At 76.3% G+C, this 13,391-nt stretch carries 11 protein-coding genes; 9 read left to right on the top strand and 2 right to left on the bottom strand.

Features of this window, described 5'->3' with window-relative positions:
* Positions 1-46: 46 nt before the first annotated feature.
* A complete protein-coding gene (locus DQ240_RS02325; protein WP_029432671.1) occupies positions 47-283 on the bottom strand; it encodes a DUF3107 domain-containing protein in 237 nt (78 codons plus the stop codon).
* Positions 284-381: 98 nt separating this feature from the next.
* Entirely contained in the window at positions 382-1,020 is a 639-nt protein-coding gene (locus DQ240_RS02320) for a TetR/AcrR family transcriptional regulator (RefSeq protein ID WP_113838055.1), read from the bottom strand.
* Positions 1,021-1,088: 68 nt separating this feature from the next.
* Between DQ240_RS02320 and DQ240_RS02315 the strand changes: the two genes are divergently transcribed.
* The 9 genes from DQ240_RS02315 (at position 1,089) to DQ240_RS02275 (ending at position 13,390) form a co-directional block, all read left to right on the top strand.
* Positions 1,089-2,144 carry an alpha/beta fold hydrolase gene (locus tag DQ240_RS02315; RefSeq protein WP_113838054.1) on the top strand — a complete coding sequence of 352 codons (1,056 nt, stop codon included), beginning with the start codon at positions 1,089-1,091 and terminating at the stop codon, positions 2,142-2,144.
* 374 nt (positions 2,145-2,518) lie between these two features.
* Positions 2,519-3,346: a DUF3152 domain-containing protein gene (locus tag DQ240_RS02310; protein ID WP_233498428.1), complete on the top strand. Its 828-nt coding sequence runs from the start codon at positions 2,519-2,521 to the stop codon at positions 3,344-3,346.
* Between the two features lie 182 nt (positions 3,347-3,528).
* The gene (locus tag DQ240_RS02305) at positions 3,529-3,744 is read left to right on the top strand and encodes a hypothetical protein (protein ID WP_113838052.1); all 216 of its coding nucleotides are present in this window, start codon (positions 3,529-3,531) and stop codon (positions 3,742-3,744) included.
* A gap of 110 nt (positions 3,745-3,854) precedes the next feature.
* Positions 3,855-5,015, top strand: a complete 1,161-nt coding sequence (gene moeZ, locus DQ240_RS02300; protein WP_113838051.1) for an adenylyltransferase/sulfurtransferase MoeZ — start codon at positions 3,855-3,857, stop codon at positions 5,013-5,015.
* Between the two features lie 63 nt (positions 5,016-5,078).
* The gene (locus DQ240_RS02295) at positions 5,079-5,660 is read left to right on the top strand and encodes a TIGR03086 family metal-binding protein (RefSeq protein ID WP_113838050.1); all 582 of its coding nucleotides are present in this window, start codon (positions 5,079-5,081) and stop codon (positions 5,658-5,660) included.
* A gap of 5 nt (positions 5,661-5,665) precedes the next feature.
* Positions 5,666-5,962, top strand: a complete 297-nt coding sequence (locus DQ240_RS02290; RefSeq protein ID WP_113838049.1) for an MGMT family protein — start codon at positions 5,666-5,668, stop codon at positions 5,960-5,962.
* Between the two features lie 92 nt (positions 5,963-6,054).
* The gene (locus tag DQ240_RS02285) at positions 6,055-6,804 is read left to right on the top strand and encodes a biosynthetic peptidoglycan transglycosylase (protein ID WP_113838048.1); all 750 of its coding nucleotides are present in this window, start codon (positions 6,055-6,057) and stop codon (positions 6,802-6,804) included.
* A gap of 56 nt (positions 6,805-6,860) precedes the next feature.
* Positions 6,861-10,070, top strand: a complete 3,210-nt coding sequence (locus DQ240_RS02280; RefSeq protein WP_113838047.1) for an ATP-dependent DNA helicase — start codon at positions 6,861-6,863, stop codon at positions 10,068-10,070.
* On the top strand, positions 10,067-13,390 hold the full coding sequence (locus DQ240_RS02275) for an ATP-dependent DNA helicase (protein WP_113838046.1): 3,324 nt from the start codon (positions 10,067-10,069) through the stop codon (positions 13,388-13,390). The genes DQ240_RS02280 and DQ240_RS02275 overlap by 4 nt, the downstream gene beginning before the upstream one ends.
* The last annotated feature ends 1 nt before the right edge of the window (position 13,391 follow it).

Raw genomic sequence — 13,391 nt, 5'->3', positions numbered from 1 at the left:
GGGGCGCCCCCTCCGGAGAGGGGACGCCCCGAGGCGGCAGTTCTCGCTAGGCGCCGGCGATGAAGCCCACGCGCGGCTTGTCGGCCGGGGCGATCTCCACGTAGGCGATCCGGTCCACCGGGACGACGACGCGGCGACCGCGGTCGTCGACGAGCGAGAGCAGCCCGTCCTTGGTGGCACCGCTCATGGCCGCGGCCACGTCGGCAGCGATCTCGTCGGGGGTCTTGGGGCTGTCGATGACCAGCTCCCGGGGGGAGTGTTGGACACCGATCTTGACTTCCACGCTGGATGCCTCCTCGAGTAGCTCAGCTGCGTCCACGCTAGTCCAGCGGCCGACCCGGGGACCCGCCGTACGGCTGCGCCGACAGCGAACGGCGAGGGTCAGGCTCCGCCGTCCACCCGTGGGAAGCCGGACATCCCGCGCCAGGCCAGCGCGGACATGAAGGCGACGGCCTCGTCGCGGGTGACCGTCCCCTTGCTGGCCAGCCACCACCGCGCACTGGTCTCGGCGAGCCCGGTCAGGCCGGCGGCCAGCAGCAGCGCGCGCTCGTGGTCGGCACCGGTCTCGGCGCCGATGACGTCGGCGATCGCCTCGACGCACTCGCGGGTCCCGCGGTCGACCAGGGTGCGGACGTCCTCGTCGTTGCGCAGGTCGGACTCGAAGACGAGCCGGAACGCCTCGCCCTCGGCGTCGATGAAGTCGAAGTAGGCGCCGACGGCGCCGTCGACCCGCTCCTGGTTGTCCGCGGTACCGGACATGGCGGAGCGGACCCGCTCGGCGAGCTCGGTGACCTGGAGCTCCAGCAGGGCCAGGTACAGCTCCCGCTTGCCGGGGAAGTGCTGGTACAGGACCGGCTTGCTGACCCCGGCCCGGTCGGCGATCTCGTCCATGGCCGCGGCGTGGAACCCCTGGGCCACGAAGACCTCCTGCGCGGCCTGCAGCAGCTGCAGCCGGCGCGCACTCCGGGGGAGGCGGGAGGTGCGGCGGGCCGGAGCGGAGGCGGGGCGCGACAGTGACATGGCGAGGGGATGTTACCGACGGGTCACTCCGGCGCGCGTCCCGGAGCGGGGCGTTCTACCGTTCCCCGGTGCCTCGTACCGCCGGCTCCGACCCGACGTCCGCGCGGCTCTCCGACGTCGCCCTGCCGCCGCTGGACACCGACTCCGCGGCGTGGCCCGGCTCCGCGGTGACCGTCCGGGGCGGCGAGGTGTACGTCCGCCGCACGCCGTGGCGCGGTCCGGTGGACGGCGCCGACGCCGGCGCCCCCCGCGAGCGGGCCCTCTACGTGCACGGGCTGGGCGGCGCCTCGACGAACTGGACCGACCTCGCGGGTCTCCTCGCCGTCCGGTTCGACGGCTGGGCGGTGGACCTGCCCGGCTTCGGCCGCAGCCAGCCGCCCCCGCGCAGCTCGTACTCGATCCGTGGCCACGTGCAGGCGGTCGTCGACGTGCTGGAGCAGGTGGCCGCCGAGCCGGGTGCGGGCGCCGGGCAGCCGGTGCACCTGCTCGGCAACTCCCTCGGGGGGCTGGTCAGCCTGATGGTCGCCGCCCGCCGCCCCGACCTGGTGGCCACCCTCACGCTGGTCTCCCCGGCGATGCCGGTCTACCGGGTGCCCAAGGCCTTCAGCCCCGCGCTCCTGCTGCTGCTGGTGCCCGGCGTGCCCTCGTTCGCCGAGCGCCGGCTGGCCGGCGTGGCACCCGAGCAGCAGGTCCGCGGCATGGTGTCGATGTGCTTCGGGGACCCGTCGCGGATCCCGCCGCAGCGGCTGGAGCAGGCGCTGGCGGAGATGCGCGAGCGGGCCGAGCAGGCGTGGGCGCACCGTGCCCTGGCGCGCAGCATGCGCGGGCTCATGACCTCCTACCTGCGCGTGGGTGCGGCCAATGCGTGGCGCATGGCCCGCTCGCTGCGCGTGCCGACGCTCGTGGTGTGGGGCGACCGCGACCGGCTCGTCGACCCGGCGCTCGCCCCGCGCCTGGCCGGTGCCGTGCCGGATGCCCGGCTGCAGGTGCTCCCGGGGGTCGGGCACGTCGCGATGCTCGAAGCCCCGGAGGAGACGGCGCGGGCCGTCCTCGCCCTCGCGGAGGACACCGCGTCAGCGGCCGGCACCGGGGTCGGCGTCCCGGAGGCGAGCGACACACGGTGACCGGACACGGCTGAGCCGTCACGACTCGCAGCGCGATGGTTCAGCTCGCGGCGGGTGATCGTGAGACTCTGGCCCCTGGCCGGAATCGGCCGGCGTACCGACGACCCGCGGGAGGGCGTGCCGTGGCGGCTGGATCGCCGGCCGGGAACCGGTCCGGCAGCCGACGCCCCGCCGCCGACGCCGGGCAGCGCCGGACCGGACGCGAGCAGGACGTGCCGCCCGTCGCGGGCCGCCGTCCCCCGCCGCCCCGCCCGCCCTCGCCGCCCCGCCCGGTCGCCGCCCGCCCCGGTGCGCGGCCGGCCGACGACCGTCCCGGCGTGCGGTATCCCGAGGACCGGCCTGGGGTCAGGGGACCGCAGGAGCGCCGTCCGCCGGTGACCCGGCGCGGCGGCCCGCCTCCGGGACGGGTGCGCCGGTTCGTCCTCCGGTACGGCTGGCGTGCCTACGCCATCCCCATCCTCACCGTCGCCACGCTGCTGGCCCTCGTCGACCTGGCCCGCACCGGGACCGGGACCGGGACGGACCCCGCGACCCCGCCTGCCGCGGCGTCGACGGCCGACCGGCCGGCCGACACCGTGCGGACGGGCGCGCCCGCTCCCACCGGCGAGGCCGTGGGGGAGGGCGTGCCGTCCGTGACGCCCACCACCGTCGCCGAGGCCACCTACGTCGAGCAGGGTGCGGGCACGGTCACCGTCGTCCCCGGGACGTCGGCGGTGTTCGGCACCGGCCCGCTGCGGCGCTTCGCGGTCGAGGTCGAGGACGGCATCGGTGTCGACGCGGCGGCCTTCGCCCTCGCGGTCGAGCAGACCCTCGCCGATCCGCGCGGATGGGGCGCCGGGGGCCGGATGTCCTTCCAGCGCGTCGGCGTCGAGGAGGCGGCCGCCGGGGACTTCGACTTCAAGGTCAGCCTGATCAGCCCGGGCAGCATGGAGACGTACTGCCCCGGGGTCGGCACCCAGGGCTACACCTCCTGCCGGTACGGCGACCGAGCCGTCATCAACCTGGCCCGGTGGGAGACCGCCGTCCCGGACTACCAGGGCGACGTCGCCACCTACCGCCTCTACGTCGTCAACCACGAGGTCGGGCACGCGCTCGGCAACGGCCACCAGCCCTGCCCGGGGCCGGGGCAGCTGGCCCCCGTGATGCAGCAGCAGACGCTCGGTCTCGAGGGCTGCACCAAGAACGCCTGGCCCTACCCCTAGAGCCGCGGGCGCCGGTCCCGGCGGCCCCTGGCCTCGGCCCGTGGTCGGTGTGGTCCCTCTCCGTCACCGACGACTCGGACGCCCGGCAGGTGGCCGCCTCTCCTCGCACCGCGACGGGCTGCTGCTCGGCGAGCACGTCGGAGCGCAGGACGCCGGCGAGTACCCCCGTCCACGACCTCGGGATGAGCCGGGTCGGTGCCCTGCTGGCCCCGTACGGCAGCCACATCCCGCACCCCGCGGTCGTGCCACCGGGACGCACGGCGACCTGGTCGTCATGGCCGGCCGGCCGCCGACCGGCCGGCCGGGAGACCGTCACCGCCGCGGCCCGGTCCGCCGCCGGACACCTCCCCGACGGGGTGCGCCGCCGCCTCTCGGGGGTGCTGCGCCGGGTGCGCTGAGCGGGCGGGCGGAGTCCCGTGGGCGGCGGGAAGAACCGCACCTGGGACGCTGTTGTGCGAACCAAGGCCGGCTCCGGGAGGAGCCGCGGTCCGCAACCCGAGGAGCAAGCGTGTCCCTGCCACCGCTGGTGGAGCCCGCCGCCGACCTGTCGATCGACGAGGTCCGCCGGTACAGCCGTCACCTGATCATCCCCGACGTCGGCATGGACGGGCAGAAGCGGCTGAAGAACGCCAAGGTGCTCGCCGTCGGCGCGGGTGGCCTCGGCTCGCCGGTCCTGATGTACCTCGCGGCCGCCGGTGTCGGCACGCTCGGCATCGTCGAGTTCGACACCGTCGACGAGTCGAACCTGCAGCGCCAGATCATCCACGGCGCCTCCGACGTCGGCCGGTCGAAGGCCGAGAGCGCGCGGGACTCCATCAAGGAGATCAACCCCTACGTCGACGTCCGCCTGCACGAGACGCGGCTGGACAGCGACAACGTGCTCGACATCTTCCGCGACTACGACCTGATCGTGGACGGCACGGACAACTTCGCCACGCGCTACCTGGTGAACGACGCCTGCGTCCTGCTCGACAAGCCGTACGTGTGGGGCTCGATCTACCGGTTCGACGGCCAGGTCTCGGTCTTCTGGAACGAGCACGGCCCCAACTACCGCGACCTGTACCCGGTGCCCCCGCCGCCCGGCATGGTGCCCAGCTGCGCCGAGGGCGGCGTGCTCGGCGTCCTCTGCGCGACCATCGGCGCCATCCAGGCCACCGAGGCGGTCAAGCTCATCACCGGCATCGGCGAGACGCTGCTCGGCCGGCTGATGGTCTACGACGCCCTGGAGATGACCTTCCGCACGATCAAGGTGCGCAAGGACCCCGAGGGCGAGCCGATCACCGGCCTCATCGACTACGAGACGTTCTGCGGCGTCGTCTCCACCGAGGCCCAGGAGGCCGCGGCGGGCGCGACGATCACCGTCGACGAGCTCAAGGACATGATGGACGCCGGCAAGGACTTCGAGCTGATCGACGTCCGGGAGCCCAACGAGTACGAGATCGTGTCGATCCCCGGCGCGAAGCTCATCCCCAAGGACGAGCTGCTGTCCGGCCGCGCGCTGTCGCAGCTGCCGCAGGACAAGCCGATCGTGCTGCACTGCAAGACCGGCGTCCGCTCCGCGGAGGTCCTGGCGGCGATCAAGAACGCCGGGTTCAAGGACGCCGTCCACGTCCAGGGCGGCGTCACCGCCTGGGCGACCCGCATCGACAAGGCGCTGCCTACGTACTGACGCGCCGCACGAGGGCCCGATCTCCGCACGGGGGTCGGGCCCTCGTCATGTTCACTGGACGACGTGCCCTCCGCCGACGACGCCGCCCTGATCGAGCTGTTCCAGTGCGCCCAGAACGCCTTCACCGACCGGGTCGACGCCGTCGAGGCCGGCCGGTGGGACGACGTCGCGCTCCCCGGCTGGACGGTGGCGGACCTGGTCGCCCACCTGGTGGGTGAGGCCCACTGGGTGCCGGGCCTGCTCGTCGGCGAACCCCTCGACGACGTCGCCGCGCGGGTGCCCTCGGGCACGGCCGCGTTGCTCGGGAGCGACCCGCTCGGTGCCTGGGAAGCGGTCGCGGACGAGGCGCTGGCCGCGGTCGCGACCGCCGACCTGGCCGGCACGGTGCACCTGTCCCGCGGCCCGACGCCGGTGCGGGAGTACGTCGAGGAGCTGACCGCCGACCTCGTCGTCCACGCGTGGGACCTCGCCCGCGCCACCGGTGGCGACGAGCGGATCGACCCGGCGCTGCTGGGGGCCGCCGCGGTGCTGGCCGACCGGCTGCCCGACGACGGTCTGCCCGGCTTCTTCGACCCGCCGCTGGAGCTGTCCGACGGCGCCTCCGAGCAGGCGCGGGTGCTGGCCCGCTACGGCCGCCGGAGCTGAGACCGGTGCCCGACCGCGACCCGGCCGACGTGGACGAGGCCGTCTACGACGTGGTCGAGACCATCCCGCCGGGCCGGGTCAGCACCTACGGGGCGATCGGCCGGCTGGTCGGCGTCGGCCCGCGGAGGGTGGCCCGGGCCTTGAGCCAGGGCGGGGGAGCGGTGCCCTGGTACCGGGTGCTGCGCGCGGACGGGACGGCGGCCGAGCCGGTGCGCGCGCGCCAGCTCGAGCTCCTCGCGGGGGAGGGCGTGCCCGTGCGCGGCGGCCGGGTCGACCTGCGCGCCGTGGGCTGGCCGGACTGACCCGCCGTCGTCCCGTGGTCTGACGTCGCCGCCGACCATGATCGTCCCGCAGGCCGACGCGCCGGGACGACCTGCGGAGATGGACTGCCGGCATGGACACGACCCTGCTCATGCCGCCCGCCCCGGCCCGCCGCTCGCGCGGGCGCCGGCTGCTCCGAAGGATGGCAGCGGCCGGGCTCGGCGGGGTGCTGCTCGTCCTGCTGCTCGGCGCGGCGGCGTGGCTGGCCACCCCCGGCGTGGGCGACGCCCGCGACCGGGCCGACGCGCTGCTGGCCGTGCACGGCGCGCCGCCGCTGACCGGTGAGCTGCCCGAGCGGGTGAGCGTCGCCGTGCTGGCCACCGAGGACAGCCGCTTCGCCGACCACGTCGGCATCGACTGGCGCGGCGCGCTGCGCGCCCCGTGGGGTGCGCTGACCGGCGAGGACCTGGGCGGTTCCACGCTGGACCAGCAGCTGGCCAAGAACCTCTACGAGGACGGCGCCAACGACGCGCTCGCCCGGGTCCGTTCCGTCGTCCTCGCGGTGAAGCTCGACGCGCACTGGAGCAAGGAGGAGCTGCTGCGCATGTACCTGGACACGGCGTACTTCGGGCACGGCTTCTACGGCGTGACCGCGGCCAGCGAGGGCTACTTCGGCCTGGCGCCCGACCAGCTGTCGTGGCCGCAGGCCAGCCTGCTGGCCGGACTGCTGCAGGCCCCGAGCGCCTACGACCCGCTGGAGCACCCCGAGCGCGCGGCCGCGCGGCAGGAGCACGTGCTCGACCGGCTGGTGGACGTCGGCGCGCTCACCCGCGCGGAGGCCGACGACGTCGGCGCGGCGTCCTGGGACCTCCTCGGGAGCTGAGTCCCGGCTCCCCCACGCGCCACGGGAGTGTCGGTCCCCCGTGATCCCATGGAGGGGTGGCAGTACGGGGGGACGTCGAGCCGGTCTACCGGCTCGTGCAGGCGGAGACGGCGCCGGCGGTCCGGCCGCGGCTGGACCCGACCCAGCAGGCGGTGGTCGACCACCCGAGCGGGCCGCTGCTGGTGCTGGCCGGCCCCGGCACCGGCAAGACGACGACGATCGTCGAGGCCGTCGCCGCCCGCATCGACGCGGGCGTCGACCCCGAGCAGATCCTCGTCCTGACCTTCAGCCGCAAGGCCGCCGCCGAGCTGCGCACCCGGATCACCGCCCGCGTCGCCCGCACCATCCGCGAGCCGCTGGCGCGGACGTTCCACTCCTACGCCTACGGCGTGCTGCGCCGGGCGGCGCTGCTGCGCGGGGAGGCGCCGCCGCGGCTGCTGACCGCGGCCGAGCAGGACGCGGTCGTAGCCGAGCTGCTCCGCGGCGACCTCGCGGAGGAGGGCGCCGTCCGCTGGCCCGACTCGCTCACCCCGGCGCTGGCCACCGCGGGGTTCCGCACCGAGCTCCGCGAGCTGCTGCTGCGGGCCACCGAGCGCGGCGTCGGCGCCGACGTGCTGGCCGCCTGGGGGCGCGAGCTCGGCCACGACGCGTGGGTGCACGCCGCGGCCTTCCAGGAGCAGTACGAGGCGGTCACCGCCTTCTCGACCGCCGGCCGCGGCGACGCCTCCGGCTACGACCCGGCCGAGCTGGTCCGCGCCGCCATCGCCGAGCTCGCGGCCGATCCCGAGCTGCTGCGCCAGGAGCGCGAGCGGGCCCGCTGGCTGTTCGTCGACGAGTACCAGGACACCGACCCCGCCCAGGTCGAGCTGCTCGAGCTGCTGGCCGGCGGCGGCGGCGACCTCGTCGCCGTCGGCGACCCCGACCAGGCCATCTACGCCTTCCGCGGCGCCGAGCCGCGCGGGATCGTCGAGTTCCCGCAGCGCTTCCGGCACGCCGACGGGCGGCCCGCCCAGCGGCTGTCGCTGGGCGTGTGCCGGCGGTCGGGCGCCGAGCTGCTCGCGATCAGCCGGCGGGTGGCCGAGGGGCTGCCCGGGCCGTGGGAGCACCGGCGGCTGCAGCCGGGCCAGGACACGGCGCCCGGGTCCGGCGCGGGCGCCGCGCCGGGCTCCGGTGAGGTGCACGTCTTCGGCTCGACGGCGGTCGAGGCCGCCTACGTCGCCGACACGCTGCGCCGGTCGCACCTGCTCGACGGCGTCCCGTGGTCGGAGATGGCGGTCGTGGTGCGGACCTCGCTCGCGTTGGGCCCGCTGCGGCGCGCGCTGGGCTCGGCCGGGGTGCCGGTCGCGGTCTCCGCCGACGACCTGCCGCTGCACGCGCAGCCGGCCGTCGCGCCCCTCCTCGGCGCGCTCACCGTGCTGCTGCCCCGCCCCGGTGTGCCCGACGGGGAGCTCCCGCTCGACGAGCCCGCCGCCGAGGCGCTGCTCGCCTCGCCGCTCGGGAGCGCCACCGTGCTCGACCTGCGCCGCCTCCGGCGTGCGGTGCGCATCGCGCTGGCCCACCGTGGCATCGACGCCGCGGAGCGCGGTGCGCCGCTGGCCACCGTGCTGACCGACGAGTTCCTCCTCGCCGACGTGCCCGAGCACGTCGCCCGTCCCGCCGCCCGGGTGGCCGGGGTGCTGGCCGCCGGCCGCGCCGCGCTGGCCATGGGCGGCACCGCCGAGGACGTGCTGTGGGCGATGTGGCAGCGCAGCGGCCTGGCCGCGAAGTGGGCCCGCGCCAGCGCTGCCGGGGGAGCGGCCGGTGCCGTGGCCGATCGCGACCTGGACGCCGTCGTGGCGCTGTTCGACGCCGCCGCCGGCTTCGTCGACCGCCTGCCGTCGGCCGACGTGCGCGCCTTCGTCGAGCACCTCGCCGCCCAGGAGCTCCCCGGCGACACGGGCGCCGCCCGGGCCGCCACCCCCGACGCTGTCCGTGTGCTCACCGCGCACGCCAGCAAGGGTCTGGAGTGGGACGTGGTCTGCGTCGCCGGCGTGCAGGAGGGCCTGTGGCCCAACCTGAGCGACCGGGGCTCGCTGCTGGGCACCGAGCTGCTGGTGGAGCGGGCGGCCGGCATCGACGGTGCCGCGGTCGACCGCCGCACCCTCGCCTTGGCCGAGGAGCGGCGGTTGTTCTACGTCGCCTGCACCCGCGCCCGCCGCCGGCTCGTCGTCACCGCGGTGGAGGGTGCGCTCGACGGCGCCGACGCCGGAGCGACCGCCTCCCGCTTCCTCGACCTCGTGACGCCGCCCCCGCCCGACGGCCGCCCGCTGACCACGCTGCCCCGCTCGCTCACCCTCCCCGCGCTGGTGGCCGAGCTGCGCCGGTCGGTCTCCGATCCGCAGACCCCGCCGGCCCGCCGGTCGGCGGCCGCCGCGGTGCTGCGCCGGCTGGCCGACGAGGGCGTGCCCGGCGCCTCCCCGGACGACTGGTGGGGGCTGGCGCCGCTGTCCGACGACGCCCCGCTGGTGCCCGAGGAGCTGACCGTGCGGGTCCGGCCCTCGGCGATCGAGACCTTCCAGCGCTGCCCGCTGCGCTGGGTGCTCGGCGCCGTCGGCGCCGAGGCCTCGCCGGACGCCACCCGCACGGTGGGGACGGCGGTGCACGCCGTCGCCCAGAAGGTGGCCGACGGCCTGCCGCCCGCGGAGGCGAAGGAGGCGCTGGCCGCCGAGCTCGACCTCCTCGACCTCGGTCCGGGGTGGTCCGACCAGCGGCAGCGCGTCGCCGCGCACGACATGCTCGACCGGTTCCTGCGCTGGCACGCCGCGAACAGCCGGGAGCTGATCGAGGCGGAGGCGGACTTCGACGTCGTCCTCGGCCGGGCGCGGATCCGCGGCCAGGTGGACCGGCTGGAGCGCGACGCGCAGGGCCGGCTGGTCGTCGTCGACCTCAAGACCGGCAAGAGCGCCCCGCGCGAGATCGAGACGCACGGCCAGCTCGCCGCCTACCAGGTCGCCATCGCGCAGGGGGCCTTCGGTGACCACGGCAGCCAGCCCGGTGGCGCGGCGCTGCTGCAGGTCGGCACCGGCGCCAAGGCCAAGGAGCAGCACCAGCAGCCGCTGCCGGCCGACGTGCCGGTCGAGCAGACCTGGGCCGGCGAGCTGATCGCCGAGGTGGGCGAGGGGATGGGTGCGGCGACCTTCGAGGTGCGCACCGGGTCACACTGCTCCCGGTGCCCCGCCCGCCGCACCTGCCCGCTGCACGAGCGCGGCCGGCAGGTGACCGCGTGAGCCCCCGGCAGCCCGCCACCGAGGAACAGCTGAGCTTCGACGACCTGTTCGGTGGGGCTCCGGAGCCGGCACCCGCGCCGCGGCGGCTGCTCGACCCGGCCGAGGTCGCCGCCCGCTGCGGGCTGTCCTACGCGCCCTCGCCGGAGCAGGCGCGTGTCGTCGCCGCCCCCGCCGACCGTCCGCTCGTCGTGGTGGCCGGCGCCGGGTCGGGCAAGACCGAGACCATGGCCGCGCGGGTGTCGTGGCTGGTCGCCAACCGGGTCGTCGAGCCGGAGGCGATCCTCGGGCTCACCTTCACCCGCAAGGCCGCCAGCGAGCTCAACGAGCGCATCCGGCTGCGGCTCGGCGCCCTGGCGCGGCACCCGGAGACCGAGCCGGAGCTGCGCGAGCGCCTGGCCGTCGCGATGCCGACCGTCTCGACCTACCACGGTTACGCCGCCGCGCTCGTCGCCGAGCACGGCCTGCGGATCGGTGTGGAGCCCGGCGCCGGCGTCCTCGGCCCGGCGATGTGCTGGGGCCAGGCCGCCACCGTCGTCACCGGCTACACCGGCGACATGGACGACGTCCCGCTCGGGCTGGTCTCCACCGTCGAGGACGTGCTGGCGCTCGCCGCCGAGCTCGGCGAGCACGACGTCTCCCCGGCCGCCCTGCGCGCGTGGACGACGAAGCTGGAGCACCAGATCGGCGGCTATCCCGACGCGCCCCGCAAGAAGGGGCCCTACGCGCCGGTGCTGGAGATGCTCACCCGGCAGCGGGCCCGGGTGGCGCTGCTCCCGCTGGTCGAGGCGTTCGAGGCCCGCAAGCGCGCGGCCGGCGCCATCGACTACGCCGACCAGGTCAGCCACGCCGCCCGGATCGCCGTCGCCGCCCCCGAGGTCGGCCGGCGCGAGCGGACCCGCTGGCAGGTGGTGCTGCTCGACGAGTACCAGGACACCAGCGTCGGTCAGCTCCGGATGCTCGAGGCGCTGTTCGGCCGGACCACCGGGCACCCGGTGCTGGCGGTGGGCGACCCCCGGCAGTCGATCTACGGCTGGCGGGGCGCGTCGGCCGGGACCATCGAGCGCTTCGCCCGCACCTTCCCCGGCTCGCGCGGGAAGCCGGCGCAGCGGCTCACCCTGGCCACCAGCTGGCGCAACGACGACTCGGTGCTCGCCATCGCCAACGCCGTCTCCGGGCTGCTGCCACCGCCTCCGCAGGAGCTGCCGGACCTGTCGCCCGCGCCGACCGCCGGTCGGGGCGCGGTGACCGTCGGGCTGTACGAGACGGTGGCCGAGGAGAACGCGGCCCTGGCCGACCGGCTGGCCGCCTGCTGGCACGGCACCGATCCGCAGTTCCCGCCCCGTCGGGACGGCGGCCGGCCGACCGTCGCGGTGCTCGTGCGCACCCGCAAGCAGCTGGCCGCCATCGCCACGGCGCTGCGCGAGCGCGAGCTCCCGGTGGAGATCGTCGGCCTCGGCGGGCTGCTCGAGGTGCCCGAGGTCTCCGACGTCGTCGCCACGCTGACCGTGCTCGTCGACCCCACCGCCGGGGACGCGCTCGGCCGGCTGCTCACCGGCGCCCGGTGGCGGATCGGCCCGCGCGACCTCGCCGCGCTGGAGGCCCGCGCCCGGGCGCTGGTGCACGCCCGGAGGCCCGAGCGTCCGGCCGACGGCACGGCGCCGGAGCCGCCCACCGAGCGCGGCAGCATCATCGAGGCCCTCGACGACCTCGGGGACGCCTCGGCGTACTCGACCGCGGCCTGGCGGCGGCTGCGCCGGCTGGGTGCGGAGCTCGACCGCCTGCGCGGGCGTCTCGGCGACGCGCTGCCCGATCTGGTCGACGAGGTGGCCCGCACCCTCGGCCTGGAGACCGAGCTGGCCAGCGCGCCCGGCGTCAGCCCCGCCGGCGCCCGCGCGCACCTCGACGCGCTGCACGCCGTCGCCGCCGAGTTCACCGAGCTGGCCGAGCTGCCCTCGCTGCCGGCGTTCCTCGGCTACCTGCGCGACGCCGACGAGCGCGAGCGCGGGCTCGAGCCCGGGGAGGTCGCGGTCAACCCGGAGGCGGTGCAGCTGCTCACCGGGCACTCGGCGAAGGGGCTGGAGTGGGACGTCGTGGCCGTGCCCGGCATGACCGCCGACCAGTTCCCCGCGCGGACCGACAGCAGCGACTCCTGGGTGAAGGACCCCGGCTCGATGCCGGTCGACCTGCGGCTCACCGACCGCGAGGAGCTGCCCCGGCTCAAGCTGCCGGTGCCGGGCTCCGGTGACCAGGCCGTCGTCCGGGCCGCGCTCGAGGACTACGTGGCCGAGTGGAAGGAGTTCGGCCTCGCCGAGGAGATCCGCATCGGCTACGTCGCGGTCACCCGCGCCCGGCACCTGCTGGTGTGCTCCGGCAGCTGGTGGCGCGACGGCGTGAAGCCGTGCGGGCCCTCGGTGCTGCTCGACACCGCCCGCCGGGCCTGCGCCGCGGGCGCCGGCGTGGTCGTGCACTGGGCCGAGCCGCCGGCCGACGGGGCGACCAACCCCGCGCTGGAGGAGTGGCCGGTCGGCGTCTGGCCGGCCGATCCGCTGTCGGAGCACCGCCGCCGGGCCCTGACCGCCGCGGCCCAGCTGGTCGACGCGTCCCAGCCGCACCCGCTGGACGCCGACCGGCTCGGCACCGACGACGAGCTGGTCGACTCGTGGATCCGGGACGCGGACCTGCTGCTGCGCGAGCGTCACCGCACCGACCGGCCGCAGGTGGAGGTGCCGCTGCCCTCGCACCTGTCGGTGTCGGCGCTGGTCACGCTGCGTCGGGACCCAGCGGAACTCGCCCGCCGGCTGCGCCGCCCGATGCCGGCTGCGCCCGCACCGCAGGCCCGTCGTGGCACCGCCTTCCACGCCTGGCTGGAGGAGCGGTTCGGCGCCTCCCGGCTGCTCGACCTCGACGAGCTGCCCGGCTCCGGTGACGAGCTGGCGGTGCCGGACAGCTCGCTGGCCGACCTGCAGGAGGCCTTCCTCGCCAGCGAGTGGGCCGAGCGCCAGCCGGTCGAGGTCGAGGTGCCCTTCGAGACGCCGCTGGGTCCGCTGACCCTGCGCGGGCGGATCGACGCGGTGTTCGCCGACGAGCAGGGCCGGTTCGAGGTCGTCGACTGGAAGACCGGCCCGCCGCCGAGGGGCGCCGAGCTGGCCGCCGCCGGCGTGCAGCTCGCCGCCTATCGGCTCGGCTGGTCGCGCCTGGCCGGGGTGCCGGTCGAGCAGGTCAGCGCCGGCTTCCACCACGTCGCGGCGAACCTGACCGTCCGCCCCGTCGACCTGCTCGACGAGGCCGGGCTCCTGGCTCTGGTGGAGGGCACCGCCTAGG

Origin of the sequence: Blastococcus sp. TF02A-26, from assembly GCF_003319125.1 — a bacterium.
GTDB lineage: Bacteria > Actinomycetota > Actinomycetes > Mycobacteriales > Geodermatophilaceae > Trujillonella.
This window is presented reverse-complemented; position numbering and strand designations above follow the sequence as displayed.

Coding starts and splice junctions, on each gene's coding strand:
- DQ240_RS02320 (WP_113838055.1), bottom strand. CDS start 1,020: ATGTCACTGTCGCGCCCCGCCTCCGCTCCGGCCCGCCGCACCTCCCGC.
- DQ240_RS02305 (WP_113838052.1), top strand. CDS start 3,529: ATGAGCCGGGTCGGTGCCCTGCTGGCCCCGTACGGCAGCCACATCCCG.
- DQ240_RS02285 (WP_113838048.1), top strand. CDS start 6,055: ATGGACACGACCCTGCTCATGCCGCCCGCCCCGGCCCGCCGCTCGCGC.